Source organism: Sphingomicrobium aquimarinum, from assembly GCF_039655735.1.
GTDB classification, from domain to species: Bacteria; Pseudomonadota; Alphaproteobacteria; order Sphingomonadales; family Sphingomonadaceae; genus Sphingomicrobium; species Sphingomicrobium aquimarinum.
On the sequence record NZ_JBBYXH010000002.1, the window covers coordinates 427,853 to 444,828 of the forward strand.

Below are 16,976 nucleotides of genomic sequence, written 5' to 3' on the forward strand. Positions count from 1 at the left end.
ATCGGCGCCGCGCTTCGCTACATCTGGTGGGGAAACGGGGGACGCATCGGATTTCGGTCCCGCAACACTTCCCGGTTTCACCCTCCCGCCGCATGTCCTTCTCGCCGCGCCCTCATTCGGCACGGTTCGATCGAAACGGCAGCGGAGAGACATTTTCGACACGGGCCGCGGGCCCCCTTGCCCCGTCCCGGACCCCGGTGCCGCCTTGTGTTGGCCGGCGCTACAGTTGAACAAGGGACTTAGATTTTTGATCAACAATCGACAGAACCGGCGTCGCGGACGCGGCGGCCAGCGCGGCGGAAACCAGAACCGTGGCCAGCCCAATCGCGGCAATGCCGCTCAGCTTCTCGAGAAGTACAAAGGCCTTGCGCGCGATGCGCAGATGCAGGGCGACCGCGTCCAGGCCGAATATTACCTGCAATATGCCGACCATTATTTCCGCGTGCTCGAGGAGCATAATGCGCAGAAGGACGAACGGCAGAACCAGCAGCCAAAGCCGCGCAAGAAATCGCAGCGCGACGATGATCGGGACGAGCGGGACGAGCAGGACAACGACCGCGACGACGAAGCGCAGGCCGAAGACAAGCCCAAGCCCAAGCGCCAGCGCAAGCCCAAGGCGGAGGCCGACGGCAAGGACGGCGCGAACGATGCTCCCAAGCCGCGCAAGCGCGGACGTCCCAAGAAGGAAGACGGGGATTCGATCGCAGACGCGCTCCCGCCCGCAATCTCGGGCGACGAGGCCGACGCGGCCTAGACGAGGTGCGCTGCCATCGCGGCGGCGACACCATAGCCCGCGGCTGCAAGAGCGGTGCCGAGAGGATATTCGTGCGCGCGCTCGCTTGCGCGTCCGGTGGCCAGTGCGATTGCGAGGAGCGCGAGGCTGGCGGCGAGCAGGACGAACGGAAGCGTCGTCCAGCCGGTCCATAGCCCGATAGCGCCGAGAAGTTTGGGATCCCCGCCGCCCATGCCGTCTTGGCCACGCAGGCGAAGATAGAGAAGGCGGATCGCTTCGAGCGTCCCGTACGCTGCCACCCCGCCGATCATTCGGGCCTCGAGGCTCGCGCCCGTGACGAGTCCTCCGACGCCGAGCCCGAGGATGGCAAGGGCGAGCGTCAGGCTGTCGGGGAGCATCAGGTGCCGCGCGTCGATCCATCCGCTTGCGAGCAGCAGCCATCCCATCAACGCCAGTGCGACGCCCGCGGCGCCGGGAAGAATCGCCAGCGACAGGGCGCCGATCGCGCCGCTCGCCAGTTCGATGCGCAGATGGTCGCTCCCGATCGCGGCATCGCACGAGCGACATCGTCCCCGCAGAAGGATATGACTGAGGACGGGGACGAGGTCGCGCGAGGCGATGGTGGTGCCGCAAGTGTCGCAGCGCGATCTGCCTGCGACGACGCTTCTGCCCTGCGGCCAGCGGACCGTGATCGTCGCGAGAAAGCTGCCGACGATAAGCCCGAGGATCCCGCCGCCGATACTCCAGACCCAGGGTGCCGCCATCAGCGTAGGCGGCCGCGACTCGTGAGCGTGTAACGGTCGCCATCGGGCGCGAAGCCTGCACCTCGCAGAAGATCGCCGATCACCGGCGAGGCACCCTCGATCACGAGCGTGGCCTCGACATTGCCCAGCGCATCCACCGCAAGATCGACGCGCTGGCCGCCCCGCGGTCCTTCGAGGAGCGCATGGATGCGGCCGTCCTCGCCGCAGGTAACGGGGCCGCTGATCTCCCCTGAGAAATACCGCACCGCGACCGCCGGGATCGCGTTGATCGTTCCCGTCCCACGCTTGCACGCGGTGCCGTCGAACAAGGCGTCGACATTGTCGAAATAAAGCGCGTCGATCGGCAGCGGAGCGACGAGACCCGAGATGTTGACGCGGCCATTGAGGCTGGCGACCCCTTCGCTCGGGCCCGACAGGAAGAAACGGCCTTCCAAGGGGCCGTCGGGGTCTTCCAGCCGGACGACATGAACCTCGGTGCGGCCGATGACCAGCGGCAGCGGCGCGAGCGCGACATCGAAGGTCCCGAGCCGTTCCTCGCCAAGCATCGCGTTGCCGATGCGGCCCGACCAGACGGTTCCGCCGACCTGCCGCGCCGACAGCAGTGCATCGCGCCCGAGCGCCATGTCGATCGCGATCCGCAGCGGAAAGAGCAGCAGCAGCGCGATCAGGAAGGCGGCGAGGGTCCAGACGATCCAGCGGCGGGTCATGGGCTTGCCTTTGCGAGGGTCAGCTCGAGCGCGACCCCGCCCTCGCCATTGTCGGTCATCTGCAGGGCTTCGATGCGGATCCCTGCCGCGCGGAGCTGGTCGAACCAGGCGAGCGCCGCGGCCGAGCGGGCCTGCGCGATCGAGATATTGGCGCGTTCGGGCCCCTGTGCGACGTTTGCGGTCAGCGCGAAGCCTGCCTGGTCCGCCGACGCGGCGACGAACTGGTCGAGCGGACCCTCGATCCGCGCGGTCGTGCCGCCCGTCTCGCCGGCCATCTGTTCGGCAAGCGCCTTCACGCGGCCATAACGGTCGCTCGCCTCGACATAATCGTTCCTTGCCTCGTCGTGCCAGCCGATTGCGGGTGCGATGATGAGGAACCAGACGATGATGGGCACGGCCAGAAGCGCCATCACGCCGAGGAGAATCTGCTCACGGCGCGTCCGCCCGCGCACCCAGTCGCGCACCGCGTTCATGCGGAATTCCCCGACAGACGAAGGTCGACCATGGCACGGCCCTGCCCATCGGCGAGCGGCGTTGCGCTGACGCTCCAGCCACGGCGCTGCAGGCCGAGGAGCAGGCGATTGATCGCCTCGACATCGTTGGCGACGAGACGGGCGGCGAGGGCGCCCGAGCCGTCCCAGCCGAGCATGGCGGCCTCGACCGAGCTTTCGGCTTCCATCTCGGCGAAGAGACTTGCGAGAAGCTGGCCTGCCCCGCGGCCCGTCGCCCCGCTACCCATCGCGGCAAGGAGAGCCGCCTCGGCGCCCTCGGCCTCCACAGGCTGGCCGAGCGCCGCGGTTGCGATGGCGGCGGTCTCGCGGTCGAGACGGTCGCTCTCGCTGTCCCAGCGCACCGCCTTGGCGATGGGAATGAACAACGCGAAGAGGAGGATCAGTCCGACGACGACGGCAAATTCCTTGAGGCGGCGCGGATCCGGCGCCCATCGGCGCGCGCGTGCGAAAATGCCCTGTCGCAGGTCGATTGGCGGGACGGGGACGGCGGCGGCGAGCCGCGCCATCAGCGTGTCATGATCGAGCGTGTCGACAAATTCGTCGCCGACGAGGGCGTCGACCAACGGATCGCCGTCGACGAGCGCCATGCCGTCACGCGAGATGACGGTCGTCGGGCCGATCCGCGCTTCATGCCACTTTCCGTCGGCAGGAAGCAGGCTGGCGAGCGGGACAAGCTGGTCGAACTCGATCTCCTGCGCGCGGCCATAGTCGAGCCAGCGCCGCATGGCTGCCGCATCGACGGTCGCGAGCCAGCCGTTCATCTCGTCGCGTGCGACCGCGACATGGGGCTCGGGCCCGAGCGCCTGTTGCTGCACTTCGATACGAGCGACGCCCCGTTCCTGCGGGGAAGCGAGTGCCGCCGCGTCACGGCGTTCGAGACGGACCTGTTCGGGGCCGACGAGCCCCACCGTCACCACCGGTTCGCGCGTGTCGAAGGCACGGGCGAGCCATGCCCCGTCGAGGCCGTGCGCCAGGATGCTGCCCTCGGCCACTTCCCACCACGGACAGCTGAGGGCCGAGACATCGGGGCGGTCGGGCAAAAGGACGAACAGCGCGCGCATCATCCGGCGCTCCCCCAGCGACGGGCGTGGAGGCGCGGGTGGCCGTCCTCGACCGAGAAGAGCGTTTCTGAACGCAATTCGCTATCCCCCTCGCCCACTCTGGTCGTCAGCCGGAAGAACCGCGTTTCGACCGTGATCTGATTGTCGCGCAATCCCGACGGTTCGAAATCGCGAAGCGGACCCATATTCCAGAATTCCGCCACCGAGCCATAGCCTTGTGCGGGGCGCGCGGCCAGTTGTGCGCGTGCGGCCTCCAGACTGATCGTCTCGGGAGCGAGCATCGCGATAAGCGCAGCGCGTTCAGGGCTCAGCGTCTCCACGTTGATCGAGGTGGGTTCGGTCGAGGGAAGGGCGCACAGATAAGGACTGATCGAGGCCCAGATTTGCGCATCCATGCCGTTGATGGCCGACAGTTCGTCGGCGCTGGTCAGCAGGCGGTCGGGAACGGGTGCTCCCGAGGCGAGGCGTTCCGAGCCGATGGGACGCGGATTGGAATCATCGTCGATCGCATCGCCTGCGCTGTCGGCGATCTGCTGGGCACGGCCCGCGTCGACACCGAGCAATCCCAACAGGTCGCGCAGCTGGAAAACGCGGCGCGACTGGCTCTGCAATACACCCGTCTGACGGCGCACGACCAGGCTGTTGACGTTGAAACAGTTGGTCGCGTCGTCGAGGCGCGCGGTCACCGTCTGGCCGTCGGGAAGGGTGATCGAGCGTTCGACGCCCAGCAGTGCGGCCTGGTCGGCGCCCGAAAGCTCGGCGGCATCGGCGATGCGGGCCTGCGCCAACTCCTCGGCCATGGCGAGCCAATGGCGACCTTGCGTGGCGACCGCGGCATTGCCCGCGAGGCGGGTCGACAAGCTGAGACGATCCAAGGCGGTGGCGGCGATCGCGGCCATGACGGCAACGATCAGCAGGACCGACAGGAGGGCGGTGCCGCGCTCCTTCATGGTGTTGCCCGCACGGCAAAGGACAGTTGCGGCAGCGCGTAGATGAGTTCGGTCGGCGGGATCCGTTCCGCCGATACCTTGAGGCGGACGGCGCGGGGGAGTGGCTCGCCCGAACCGTCGGGCCAGACTTCGAGCCAGTCGCCGCTGGCGGCGCGATAGGCGAGCGTTACGCTTCCGACAGGATCGACGAGGCGCGCATCGGGAAGGCGGGCATCGCTGCCGTCGATCTCGGCGAAGGTGGTGCGTACCAGCGCGCCGTCCTCGACGCCCCAGCCGATGCGGCGCAGGTTGCTACGCTGGGCGTCGTCAAGCGAGACCACGCCGGTGCGGACGAACTGCATCGAGGATGCGGTCCCGAGGAAGGCTGGGCGCTCCTCGCCGCCCGAATCCTTGGTCGGACGGTCGGAGACCTGGGCGAGGTCGGCCTCGAGAAGACGGGCGATACGCTCGATCTGGGCCTGTTCGCCGAGCGAGGTGTCCACGGCGGCCTGCGTGTCGGCGCTGGCGGCGAGCAGGCCGACACCTGCGCTCGCGAGCAGGGCGAAGATGGAGAGGCCGACGAGCATCTCGATGAGGGTGAAGCCGCGCTGCCTCATGGCTCGATCCGCTTGACGGTGACGAGTCGCTGCGAGGGCCCCGACGGCAGCGGACGCACGGTGATGACGACGGTCAGGAAGCGCGCATCGTCGGTGGGATCGGTCTGGGTGATGACGGCGAACTGCTGACCGCCGTTGACGACGGTTTTCGTCTCCGAACCGCGGTTGGGCGCGGCGGGGGAGGAGGCGATGAGCGCGGCTTCGTTGCTGGCGACGAGCCGCGCCATGCCGTTCTCGCGCAGGTTCGACGCGGTGCCGACGGCGTAGGCGTCGATGCGCAGGAGCGCGAGCGCGGCGATCGAGAAGACGCTCAAGGCTACGAGCATCTCGATGAGCGTGAAACCGCGGGTGCGCATCAGCGTGCCTCGACCGCGCCATTGGCGGCGACGGTGATCGTGGCGGTGCGGCCATTATCGTCATCCAGCGTGATGACCTGTGGGCCCGAGGGAAGGCCCAGATTGTCGAACCGGATACCGGTGCGGCTGCCGCGCGCCGTCACGCCCGAACGGAACGCGCTGCGTCCGTCGAAGCGCTGGCCCGACAAGGGCTGCCATTCGCGGTTCGCATATTGTTCGAAGGTGAAACCCGAAGGCGTCACCCAGATGCCCGTGGGGCGTGCGCGCATGACCGCTTCGTCGCGCAGTGCGGCGATCCGTCCGGCGAGCATGACGGCTTCCTCGCGTGCCTTGTCGGCGGGGCGAAAGGTCAGCACGACGGCGGTGGCGGCGATCGCCATCACCACCAGCACGACCATCAGCTCGACGAGGGTGAAGCCTCGTGTTCGCGGATCATTCGCCCGCGTAGATGTCCGCATTCTCGCCTTCGCCGCCCGGCTGGCCGTCGGCGCCGAAACTGTAGATGTCGAACGGGCGCCCGTCGCGGCCCGGAGCCTGGATCTGGAAAGGATTGCCCCACGGATCCTCGGGAATGTCGCGCACGTAGCCCCCCGGCCGATAGCGGTCGGGCTGCGCGAGGCCCGCGGGCGGGGTGCGCAGCGCCTCGATCGTGGGCGGATAGGTGAAATTGTCGATGCGATATTGCTCCATCGCATTTTCGAGCTGCGCGATATTGGCCTGCGCGGCGGTGCGCTGCGCGCGATCCTGCGCGGGAAGGACGTTGAGCATGACCACCGTACCGAGCAGGCCGATGATGACGATGACGACCATCAGTTCGATGAGCGTGAAGCCGTTCTTGCGGCGTTTCTCAGGCGGTGTCGTCACGTCAGGTTCCAATCAGGGTTTGCAGTTGCAGGATGGGCATGAGGATGGCGAGCACGATGGCGGCCACGATCGCGCCCATGATGATGATGATCGCCGGTTCGAGCAAGGCCAGTGCGCTGGTGGTAAAGGTGTCGAACTCGCGCTCGAGATAGTCGGCGGCCTGGCCGAGCATGGGGCCGAGTTGGCCCGCGCTTTCCCCCGATGCGGTGAGGTGGACGAGGAGCGGCGGAAACATCTGCGTGCGGCGTAGCGCGCCCGACAGGCTTCCCCCGCCGCGGACGTCGGCTTCCATCTGCGCGGTCGCGGCGGCGAGCTTGCGGTTGGAAATGGTGCGCGCGGTAAGGCGTAACCCTTCGACGAGCGGCAGGCGGGCGGCGACCATCGTGGCAAGCGTCCGCGCCATCCGCGCGGCATTGAGGTCGCGCAGCAGGCGCCCGAAGAAGGGCAGGCGAAGGATCGCGCCGTCGAATTTGAGGCGGAATTGCTCGTTCCGAAGCGCCGCGATGACGAGCAACACCGCCGCGCCCAAGAACAGGATGATGGCGATCCAGAAGCTGGCGAGAAAATCGCTGATGCCGATGACGACGCGGGTGAGGAGCGGGAGCTGCTGGCCGACATCGTCGAACTGTTCGACGACCTTGGGGACGACCGCGATCATCAGCGCGGCGACGACGCCAATCGCGACGATCGTGAGGACGGCGGGATACGCCAAGGCGCTGATGAGCTTGGAGCGCATTTCGGCCTGTCGCTCCTGAAGCGCGGCGAGGCGGTCGAGCTGGTCCGACAGCGTGCCCGAGCTTTCGCCGGCCGCGATCATCGCGCGATAGAGACCGTCGAAGCTCTTGGGTTCTTGCCCCAGCGCATCGGCGAGGCGGCGGCCCTCGACCACGCGGTCGGCGACCCGGGTGACGATCGCCTTCACACCGTCCTTGTCGGTCTGCCGCGCGATGGTGCGGAGCGCTTCTTCGATGGGGGAAACCTTGATGAGGGTTGCGAGCTGACGGGTGAAGAGGACGCGCTGCTTGGCGTTGAACTTCGGCTCGCGCGAGAGGCTGATCGATCTCGATGCAATGCCGTCGGATGACGGAGCCTTTGTGCCGCCCCGCGTCAGCGTGACGGGGACGAGGCGGCGACGCTGGAGACTGGCGCGCGCCGCCTCTTTGTCGGACGCGCGAACGGTCCCGCGCTTCTCGCGGCCCTTGGCGTCGACCGCCACATAGGCGAAATCGGACGGCATCAGGCGGCTTCGCCCGCTCCTTCCCCGTCCTGGCTTCGCGCGATGCGGATCGCTTCTTCGGGCGTCGTCTCGCCGGAGCGGACGAGGCTTCTGGCGGCGGAACCCAGATTGGGGTGGTTGAGGAAGGCGTGGCGCGCGATGACGGCTTCGTCGCCTCCGTCGGCGATCAGGCGGCGAATGGTGGAATCGACCTTGATCGCCTCGAACACGCCGATGCGGCCCTTGAAGCCGGTGTTCGAACATTCGGCGCAGCCTTGCGCGCGGTAGACGGTTTCGCCCTCGTCGAATCCCAGCAATGCCGCGACCGAGCGGTCGGCGGGGACGGCTTCGCGGCAGTTCATGCACAGACGCCGGACGAGGCGCTGGGCGACGACGGCGCGCAGCGTCGAGGCGATAAGGAAAGGTTCGATGCGCATGTCGCGAAGGCGGGTGATCGCACCCACGGCGTCATTTGTGTGGACCGTCGAGAGGACGAGGTGGCCGGTCAACGAGGCCTGCACGGCGATGTCGGCGGTTTCCTTGTCGCGGATTTCGCCCACCATGACGATATCGGGATCTTGGCGGAGGATGGCGCGCAGTCCCGCGGCGAAGCTCATGCCGACCTTGGCGTCGACCTGCGTCTGGCCGATCCCGTCGATCGAATATTCGACCGGGTCCTCGACGGTGAGCAGGTTGCGCTGGCCGTCGTTCAGATGCTGGAGGCAGGCGTAAAGCGTGGTGGTCTTGCCCGAGCCGGTGGGGCCGGTGACGAGGATGATGCCGTTGGGTTCGGAGAGTGCTTCGCGAAGTACCTCGTCGGCGGCGCCGTGGATGCCGAGCAGCTCGATCGAAAGGCCCGCGCTTTCCTTGTCGAGGATACGCATGACGACGCGCTCACCCGCGCGGCCGGGAAGTGTCGAGACGCGCACGTCCAGCTGGCGCCCACCCAGTTTCAACGCAATGCGGCCGTCCTGCGGGACGCGGCGTTCGGCGATGTCGAGGCGGGCCATGACCTTGATACGGCTGACCACCACGGGGGCGGCGTGCGCGGGCATGCGCAGATGCTCCTTGAGCACGCCGTCGCGGCGCAGACGCACCACGAGGCCGCTTTCGTAGGGCTCGATATGGATGTCGGACACGCCGAGGCGCACCGCTTCGGCGATGATGCCGTTGATAAGGCGGATCGCGGGGGCATCGTCGGACGTGTCGAGCAGGTCTTCGGCGCTGGGGATTCCGCTCGCGAGTGCGTCGAGTTCGTCGCCCGCGCCGATCGTGTCGATGCCGTCCGCGGTCGCGCCAGCGTAGCGGCCATGCAGCAGCCGATCGAACTCGCCGTCCTCCACGAAATCGATCGCGAAAGGCCGGGCGAGGTAGCGGCGCACTTCGACGAGGATCGAGGGGTCGGACCCCTCCTTGATCGCGACGGTGAGGTCGTCGCCGCTGTCGGGACGGATGACCACGCCGTGCGCCCTCGCGAAGGCGTAGGGGATGTCTATGATGTCGGCCATCGGTATGGTCGGGCGCGGCTCGTCGAGCGCGAGGTCGCCGGGTGCGGGGCCGAGGTCGTCGGGGAGCTTGTGCTGTTCGTCCTCCACCGGAGCGCGATTGTCGCGCCGAACGATCATCATTGCGCGTCTCCCTCGTCATAAGCGGGCGGGACCGCGACGGGTTCGACCAGTGCGGGGGGACGGTAGTATACGTCGCCGGGCGCGAGCGGGGCGGCGACCGGCGGGCGTGCGCCAAGATAATCGCGCACCAGACTGTCGAGCGACGGTTCGACCTTGGGATCGTTGGCCCATTGCGCGGCGCGCATGTAATTGTAGCGCCGCGCGGTCATCGCCTGCGCATCGGCGCGGTCGCGGATGATCGTGGGGCGGATGAAGACCATGAGGTTGGTCTTGGAGCGTGAACGCGAGCGCGACTTGAACAGTTCGCCGAGCACGGGGATGTCGCCCAGGAGCGGAATCTTCTCGATCGTGTTGCGCTCGTTGTCATCGAGCAGACCGCCGATGGCGACGATTTCGCCGTCGTCGACGGTGATGACGTTCTTGAACTCGCGCTTGTTGATGACGAGGTCCGATGAGCCGCTGGCGACCGGGCCGGCGACCGAGCTGACTTCCTGCCGGATGAAGAGCTTGATCGAGCCCGACGAGTTGACCTGCGGCTTGACGTCGAGCTGGATGCCGACGTTCTGGCGCTGGACGGTGCGAAAGGCGTTGTCGAAATTGCTCGAGAGCGCTTCGCCCGTCGTGATCGGCACTTCCTGCCCGACGAGGAGGTTCGCCTCCTGATTGTCGAGAGTCATGATCGAGGGGGTGGAGAGGAGGTTGCTCTCATTGTCCGCCTCGACCGCATTGATGATCGCGCCGAACAACGCGTTGCCGGCAAGGTTGATGACCCCGCCCGCAATCCCGCCGCGCGTCGCGAGGACCGACTGGGCGGCGGCGTCGACGATTCCGTCGCCCAAGGGGCTGTCGTAGGTCGTCGTGACGACGCCGTCGTCGGAGACGCTGGTCTGGCGTCCGAGTTCGTAATTGGCGACCGCCCCACCGATGGCGACGATGTTGGGCTGGGCGTTGGAATAGGTGGTGCCGAGGATCGGGGTATTCTCACCCGCCAGCAGGAACTGGGTGGACAGCTGCCGTGCCGCATTGTCCCCGATCTCCACGATGATCGCTTCGACGAGCACCTGTTCGCGGCGGGTGTCGAGCTGACGGATGATCTCGCCGATCTGGCGTTGGACGCTCGAATTGGCAGCGACAATGATGGCGTTGGTGCCGGTGTAGCGGGTGACGACCGCGGGACCGAAACGGGCGATGCCGTTGCCATGATTGGTGTTGGTCGCACCGGGGATGCCGCGGTTGACGGGCTGGGGCGTCGGGCCGGCGCCGGTGCCTTCGCCTTCCTGGCTCGTGATGAAGGCCGGTGCATCGCTCTCGAGCGTGACGGGCTGGCCGAGCAGTTGCTGGATGACGGGGAGCATCGCCTCGGCGTCGGCATGTTCGAGGAAGTAGACGCGGATGTCGCTCCCGCCAGCCGCCTGCGCGTCCAGTTCGCGCGCGAGACGGGCATATTGCGCGACCGCGGGGGCGGGGCCGCGCAAGGCCAGGCCGTTGGCGCTGTCGATGGCGCTGACCGCCACCGGCGCGGCGATCGTATCGCCCTGCCCGTTGAGACCAGACAAGGCTTCGGCGACTTCGCGCGCACCGGCATTCTCGAGATAGACGATGTCGGTCGCGGCATTGTCGCTGTCGATGCGGCCGATGAGGCCACGGATGCGTGCGACATTGTCGGCAAAGTCGGCGACGACGATCGAATTGGCGTTGCGGTTGGCGGTGATCGAGCCTTCCGCGCTCACCAGCGGGCGCAACGTTTCGAGCGCCCCCGCGGCATCGACCGTGCGCAGGCGGAAGATTTCGGTGACGAACTCGTTCTGCGCCGCGCCGCGAAGGCCGGTGCGCGAGGGCTGGGTGGCGGCGCCCTGTGAGGGCTGGATACGATAGCCCCCCGAGATGGGGATCGCGACGAGCCCGTTGGCGCGAAGCGTCGAGAGGAACACCTCGAAATATTCGCTGCGATTGAGCGAACGATTGGAGACGACGCTGATATTCTGGTTGACGCGGCTGTCGACCACGAAGGTCAGCCCCGTCACGCGCGCGGCATCGTCGACGAAGGCGCGCACGTCGGCATCGCGAAAGTTGAGCATATATTGCGCGGCGGCGGGCTGCGCGGTCATCAGCATCGCGGCCGAGAGGAGAAGGAGAGATTTCTTCATGGGGATGCGGAACCTGCTGGAGTAAGCTCTAGAGACGGATCGCGATGGGCAGCCGATTGGCGCCGCGCTCGACCGTGACGGAAAGCGATGCGCCGGGTTTCAGCGCGGACTTGAACTGGGCGATGTCGGCCTGGCTGTCGACGGGAACGCCGTTGACTTCGACGATCACGTCGCCCTGCTGGAGGCCGAAGGTGGCCATGACGGCGGGTTCCGCGCTCACCGGGAGCCGGATCCCGGTGATCTTGCCCCCCGACGAGCGCGGCTGGAAGTCGAGGTCGGGCATCGACGCCGTGGGTGTGGGCGTATCCGCCGGCCCCGCGCCGTCGGGCTGAACGCCTTCGGTCGGGGCGGCGCCCTCCATATAGAGCCGCTCGCGGATGCCACCGCGCTCGAGCACCACATAGTCGAAGGCGACGCCTGCAAGGATGACGCCGGGCGCGACTTCCTCGCCGACCGCAAAGCTGGCCTGCTTGTCGTCGCTGCCCGCGATGATCGCGCTGCCCACGCCCGACCCGCGATTCTCGCGCGTGCCGAACAGCTCGAGATCGAGGTCGGTGATCGCTTCGCCGCCGACAACGCTGGTGGCGCTCGCCTGCGCGGCGGGGAAGGGGTCGTAGCGGGTGAGAAGTTCGCTCTGAGCGGACTGGTTGAGATAGCGCGGCGTCGCGGCACGCCAGTCCCCCAGCGGGCCGACGGGCGTGACGAGCACCCAGACGAAGCGCGCGACGAAGGCGGCAAGAACGGCCAGAAGGATGGCGCGCGCGAGAAGATGCAGTTCGGCGAAGGCCAAACGATCGCGCCGCGAACGACGCAGCCGGAGAATCACTCGTCCGAAAATGGCGTTTTCCCTTCCCTTCCAGCAGGATGGGCGGGATCGATTACGATCTCAAGACCTGTTTTTGACGCTTTTGTGAAAGCCAAGAGACCGACGCCCTGTCTCGAGAGAGCGTCGGCCTCTTGCCATCGTGAAATGTCGGACGATCGTCAGAAGGTGAGCGTCGCCGAGAGATTGAAGGTGCGACCGCGCTCGTAATCGAGAATGATCAGCTCGCTGTCGCCCAAGCTCTGCGCTTCCTTGTAGTCGGTGTCGAGCAGGTTGCGACCCTCCGCCTTGATCTCGAGTTCGGTGCCGCCCACGTCCACGCCCTCGCGCAGGACGACGTCGAGTTGCAGGCCCGGTTCCTCGATGAAATCGGGGGTCCGGTTGGGGCCGCGGTTGGTCGAGCGGTCCGATGCGTAGGCGAGAATGAGCGTCTGCTGCGAGAGGCGGTCCTCATGCTCGAAGCCGAACTGGAGATTGGCGACATGCTCAGACTGGCCGGTGAGGCCCAAGGTCTGCGTGGTGTCGAAAATCTGCTCGACCGGCAGCGGCGTGGGGCTCGAGAAGAGCACGGTGGTCTCGCCTTCGTCGAAGAAGAGTTCCGACTGGGTGTAGGTATAGTTTGCGATGAAGGTCACGCGCCGGTCGGTAAGCAAGCCGCTCTCGACCCCCATGTCGTAGAAGGGGAGATATTTGCGGAACTCGACCTCGGCGCCGTACAGTTCGGCCCCCGGCGCGTTGGCGAACGTCGAGATGAGCGAGGAGCCGACATTGGCCGCGATCGTCTCGATGGGGTTGTCGAGCTTCTTGTAGAAGCCTGCGAGACTGAAGATCTCGTCACGACCGAAATAATATTCGTAGCGCGCATCGAGGTTCAGGATCTTGCTGTCGGTCAGATAGGGGTTTCCGAAGAAGGTCCGCTGCGTCTCGAAATCGACATAGGGCTGCGGCGCCAGTTCGCGGAACTGGGGACGGGCGATCGTCTTGGACGCGCCGATGCGCAGTTGCATGTCGTCGGCGAAGTTCCACGTGAGCGTGCCGGCGGGGAGCAGATAGTCGGCCAGGATTTGCGTCTGGTCTGCTGCGGGCTGACCGAAGAGGATCTGCGGGGTCAACGACTGTTCGGCGTCCTCGTAGCGGACACCGATGTTGACGAGGATGTCGCGCGTCGGCTCGATCTCGAGCATGCCGTAGACGCCGTCGACCACCAGCGCAGCCTCATAGGCTGCCGATCCCAAGCCGCCCGTCGTCTCGCGCAGCAGGATGTCGTACGTGTTCACGTTATAATCGCTCAAAAGATAGTCGATGCGCTCCTGCGCGACCGCGAAAGGCAGGGTCGCGTTGGGGCGAAACTGGAAGTCGCGGCGGATGGCGGCACGGCTGTTGTCGCTGTGCGCATAGCCCGCCGAGAGCGTCACCGGGACGCCGACATCGACATAGTAGGCCGCGTCGATCGCGCCGTACCACAATTCGTCGTCGAGCTCGGAGAAGGAAACGGTCGCGTTCTGCGCGGGCGAGCGCAGGTCGTTGACGTAATCCTCGATGCCGTCGTCGAAGAGGTAGCTGTAGCTACGCTCGTAGGGCGCATCGCGGCGGGTCTTGGCATAGGAGCCGCGCAGGTCGAGATTGAAGTCGCCGAACTCGAATTCGGCGACGGCCTGCGCGTCATACAGTTCGCGCTCGAACCAGTTGGTGCTCCCCGTCTGGATCGTCTCGTCGGGACGCAGCGCGGAGGGCTGGACCGAATCGAAATTGTTACCGATCGACGCGCGCGCTTCCTTGAGCACGTCGCGGATGTAGAGGCCGGTGAGGCGGAGCGTCTGGTCGTCGAGCTTGAAGACCGTGCTGGCCATGCCGTTCACGACGACGCGGTTCTGCGTGGAAAGATAATCGAAATCGCTCGAGGCGACGAGGCTGTTGTCGCCGCTGCGTGTGCCGGCCTGCTGCTGCCCCGAACGGGTGCGCCAGCTGTTGGAGATGCCGCCGACCGCGATCACGCCGAGATCGAGCGCGCCCAGTTCGAAGGTTTCGCCCGCTCCGATGTCCGCGGACCAGTTGACGGGGACGTCGTAGGTTTTCTGGATGAGGGAGGTCGAGGCATTGTCGAGGCTCGACGTGATGTCGGCGATCTGCTGGCGGCTGTAGTCGGCACCTTGAATGATCCGGTTGCCGCTATCGAGTGCCTCGCGAAACAGGAGCGGGGCGTCACGATTGCCGTCGTCGAATCCCAAAAAATCCGTGTCTGATCCGAAGTAAGTGTAGCCTAGGTTGAGGCTCGTTTCGCTGTTGAAGCCGAGGCCGCCGCCGACCGAGAGAAAGCCTTCCCTGGGCGCCGAACGCGTGGTGAGGTTGATGACACCGCCGCCGAACTCACCGGGAAAATTGGCCGAATAGCTCTTCTGGACCACGGTCGAGGCGACGATCGAGGTCGGGAAGAGATCGAGCGGGACGACGCGGCGCAGCGGCTCGGGGCTGGGCAGGGGCGCGCCGTTGAGCAGCGCCGAACTGTAGCGCTCGCCAAGCCCGCGGACATAGACGAACCGGCCGCCGACGACCGAGAGGCCGGTCACACGCTGGAGCGCGCCCGCGATGTCGCCGTCGCCGGTGCGGGCGATGTCTTCGGCCGACAGCACCGACACGACCTCGGGTGTCGCGCGGACCGGGCTCGGGATGTAGGTGCCGCGGATGACGATCGGCTCGTCGCTATCGGCGCCCGGCCCCGAGATTTCGACCGACTGTTCGGGGGGTTGGTCGTCGGCGCCGGGATTGGCGGCTTCGAGCGTATCCTGCTCCTGATTCTCGTCCTGCGGATCGCCGACCTGGCTCGCCGAGGGCGAGGCGGGCGGCGCGGTATCCTGCGCGAACGCCTGCGCGGGGCCGAAGATCGCGGTAGTCGCAAGGAGCGCGGCGAGCGTCTTGAGCTTGGTCATCGGAAAGTCTTCCATCGGTCGGTGTGAAGGAAAAGAGGGAGCGGCAGCCCATGCCGCCGCTCCCCGAAAGGTCGTGAAGAGGCGGGCCTTAGCTGTTGCCGTCGCCCGCGGCCGGGACATCGAGACAGCTCGGCTGCCCCTGAAGGCCGCAGGTCCAGCCCTGCCACCACGTGTCGTTGCCATCTTCGACCGCGCCGACATAATTGGCGGTGATGGCCGCGCCGGCATTGTCGAGCGCCGAATAATCGGTGGTCGCGGTAAGCGCCATTTCGGCACTGCCGTTGATGAAGTTCGCTGCGAGGCTGTTGTCGAAATCCGTGTCGCTGTTGGCATCGAACAGCGCCGCGATCTGGGCGCCGGTGACGCCGCCGTTGCTCTCGGCCCACGCCGGAACGCCGCAGTCGAGCGCGACCGAACGGAAAGGCGTGGCTTCCTCGTCGGTCATGTTGGCGAGGGTTTCGGCATTGTCGATGTCGATGCACACGTCGCCGCCGGTGACGATGACCGAATTGTAGATCGACATGTCGGCGCCGGCGCGCGGGTTGATGACCTTGCCCGACTGGGTCGTATAGGCCGTCATGTTGAGGATTTCGACGTCGGTCGCCGGCGTGTTGTCGATCGGCTTGTCCGAGCTGTCGATCTCGATGAGCTTGTCGCCGCGGCCCGATGAATTGTCGATGATGACGAACTGGGTTAGGCCCTGGTAGCCGCTGTCGTAATCGATCGCTTCGTCTTCGTTGCCGGTGAGGACGAGGTGGTAGTTGTTCACGCGTCCGCCGAACCATTCGATGCCATCGTCCGAATTGTTGTGGACCTGGACATGATCGACGATCGTGCCCGAGCCGACGCCCGCCAACGTGAGGCCGTTCAGTTCGTTGTCGGTGTCGACCTCGAAGCCCGCGTAGCGGATCTGAAGATATTCGATACGGCCCGAATTATCGTTGGGGGCGTTGCCGCCGTAGGTCGAGCCGGCGGTGCCTTCGACGGGCGACTGACAGGTCGCGGGGTTGGCGGGCGTACCCGTGAAGCAATCGCCGATCGGCGCGCGGCCGAGGATGACGACGCCGCCCCACTGGCCGGTCGAGCTTTCGGAGATGTTGTCGCTGCCGCCGACGATATTGGCGCGGCTGGTCATGACCACAGGGGCATCGGCGCGGCCGTCGACCACGAGCTGCGAGCCGCGGTTCACGGCGAGGAAGTCGGCGCCCGAGGCTCCGAAGATGGTGACGCCGCGCTCGATCGTGAGCGTGGCCGAGGTGCCGGTGGGGGCGTTGGCGTCGCCGCCAGCATCGGTGCCGACCTGGACCTTGCCCGACAGTGAATAAATGACGCCGTCGAGGTTCTCGAGGAAGAGGTTGCTCGTGATGGTGCCCGCGATCTGGCAGACGCGGCGCTCGTCGTCGGAATTGCCGAGCACGTCGATCGTGCCGACGTTGGCGGTGCCCATCGGGCAGCTCGCCGCCGGGCCGCCCGTGGGGGTCGGCGTGGGGGTCGGGGTCGGCGTGGGGGTCGGGGTCGGGGTGGGGACGGGCGTCGGAACGACGATCACGCCTTCACCGGGCGAGGCGACGTCGTCGGCACCGCAAGCGCCGAGGGCGCCGGCCGCTGCCGTCAGGAAAAGGGTGTTACGAAGGATCTTGAGATTGGTCATCGGGAAGTCTCCGCTCAGGTCTCGAATGGTCGTCACGAGGA

The 16,976-nt window shown here is 66.7% G+C and carries 16 protein-coding genes; 1 reads left to right on the forward strand and 15 read right to left on the reverse strand.

What is annotated here, in order from left to right; genetic code table 11:
- Positions 1 to 247: 247 nt before the first annotated feature.
- Positions 248 to 754 carry a DUF4167 domain-containing protein gene (locus tag WJS89_RS08275; protein WP_346340471.1) on the forward strand — a complete coding sequence of 169 codons (507 nt, stop codon included), beginning with the start codon at positions 248 to 250 and terminating at the stop codon, positions 752 to 754.
- Here WJS89_RS08275 and WJS89_RS08280 read toward each other — a convergent pair.
- The 15 genes from WJS89_RS08280 to WJS89_RS08350 form a co-directional block, all read right to left on the reverse strand.
- Positions 751 to 1,497 (reverse strand): prepilin peptidase, encoded by a 747-nt coding sequence (locus WJS89_RS08280; RefSeq protein ID WP_346340472.1) that lies wholly within the window; start codon positions 1,495 to 1,497, stop codon positions 751 to 753. The two genes, WJS89_RS08275 and WJS89_RS08280, sit on opposite strands and share 4 nt — an antisense overlap.
- A complete protein-coding gene (gene gspN / locus WJS89_RS08285; protein ID WP_346340473.1) occupies positions 1,497 to 2,204 on the reverse strand; it encodes a type II secretion system protein N in 708 nt (235 codons plus the stop codon). The genes WJS89_RS08280 and gspN overlap by 1 nt, the downstream gene beginning before the upstream one ends.
- Positions 2,201 to 2,677: a type II secretion system protein M gene (locus WJS89_RS08290; protein ID WP_346340474.1), complete on the reverse strand. Its 477-nt coding sequence runs from the start codon at positions 2,675 to 2,677 to the stop codon at positions 2,201 to 2,203. Before WJS89_RS08290 ends, gspN begins: the two co-directional genes overlap by 4 nt.
- Positions 2,674 to 3,780: a type II secretion system protein L gene (locus tag WJS89_RS08295; RefSeq protein WP_346340475.1), complete on the reverse strand. Its 1,107-nt coding sequence runs from the start codon at positions 3,778 to 3,780 to the stop codon at positions 2,674 to 2,676. Before WJS89_RS08295 ends, WJS89_RS08290 begins: the two co-directional genes overlap by 4 nt.
- Complete coding sequence (gene gspK, locus WJS89_RS08300; RefSeq protein ID WP_346340476.1) at positions 3,777 to 4,727, reverse strand: type II secretion system minor pseudopilin GspK; 951 nt, start codon at positions 4,725 to 4,727, stop codon at positions 3,777 to 3,779. Before gspK ends, WJS89_RS08295 begins: the two co-directional genes overlap by 4 nt.
- Positions 4,724 to 5,323, reverse strand: a complete 600-nt coding sequence (gspJ, locus tag WJS89_RS08305; protein ID WP_346340477.1) for a type II secretion system minor pseudopilin GspJ — start codon at positions 5,321 to 5,323, stop codon at positions 4,724 to 4,726. Before gspJ ends, gspK begins: the two co-directional genes overlap by 4 nt.
- Positions 5,320 to 5,679, reverse strand: coding sequence for a type II secretion system minor pseudopilin GspI (gene gspI / locus WJS89_RS08310; RefSeq protein ID WP_346340478.1), 360 nt, complete (start codon positions 5,677 to 5,679; stop codon positions 5,320 to 5,322). The genes gspJ and gspI overlap by 4 nt, the downstream gene beginning before the upstream one ends.
- Positions 5,679 to 6,137: a GspH/FimT family pseudopilin gene (locus WJS89_RS08315; protein WP_346340479.1), complete on the reverse strand. Its 459-nt coding sequence runs from the start codon at positions 6,135 to 6,137 to the stop codon at positions 5,679 to 5,681. The genes gspI and WJS89_RS08315 overlap by 1 nt, the downstream gene beginning before the upstream one ends.
- Positions 6,112 to 6,543, reverse strand: a complete 432-nt coding sequence (gene gspG, locus WJS89_RS08320; RefSeq protein WP_346340480.1) for a type II secretion system major pseudopilin GspG — start codon at positions 6,541 to 6,543, stop codon at positions 6,112 to 6,114. Before gspG ends, WJS89_RS08315 begins: the two co-directional genes overlap by 26 nt.
- Position 6,544: 1 nt before the next feature.
- Positions 6,545 to 7,780 carry a type II secretion system inner membrane protein GspF gene (gene gspF, locus WJS89_RS08325; protein WP_346340481.1) on the reverse strand — a complete coding sequence of 412 codons (1,236 nt, stop codon included), beginning with the start codon at positions 7,778 to 7,780 and terminating at the stop codon, positions 6,545 to 6,547.
- Positions 7,780 to 9,267 carry a GspE/PulE family protein gene (locus WJS89_RS08330; RefSeq protein ID WP_346341194.1) on the reverse strand — a complete coding sequence of 496 codons (1,488 nt, stop codon included), beginning with the start codon at positions 9,265 to 9,267 and terminating at the stop codon, positions 7,780 to 7,782. The genes gspF and WJS89_RS08330 overlap by 1 nt, the downstream gene beginning before the upstream one ends.
- A gap of 116 nt (positions 9,268 to 9,383) precedes the next feature.
- Positions 9,384 to 11,534, reverse strand: a complete 2,151-nt coding sequence (gspD, locus tag WJS89_RS08335; protein ID WP_346340482.1) for a type II secretion system secretin GspD — start codon at positions 11,532 to 11,534, stop codon at positions 9,384 to 9,386.
- 28 nt (positions 11,535 to 11,562) lie between these two features.
- Complete coding sequence (locus WJS89_RS08340; RefSeq protein WP_346340483.1) at positions 11,563 to 12,324, reverse strand: type II secretion system protein N; 762 nt, start codon at positions 12,322 to 12,324, stop codon at positions 11,563 to 11,565.
- A gap of 194 nt (positions 12,325 to 12,518) precedes the next feature.
- Positions 12,519 to 15,284, reverse strand: a complete 2,766-nt coding sequence (locus WJS89_RS08345; protein WP_346340484.1) for a TonB-dependent receptor domain-containing protein — start codon at positions 15,282 to 15,284, stop codon at positions 12,519 to 12,521.
- Positions 15,285 to 15,372: 88 nt separating this feature from the next.
- A complete protein-coding gene (locus tag WJS89_RS08350) occupies positions 15,373 to 16,935 on the reverse strand; it encodes a hypothetical protein (protein WP_346340485.1) in 1,563 nt (520 codons plus the stop codon).
- Positions 16,936 to 16,976: the final 41 nt, after the last annotated feature.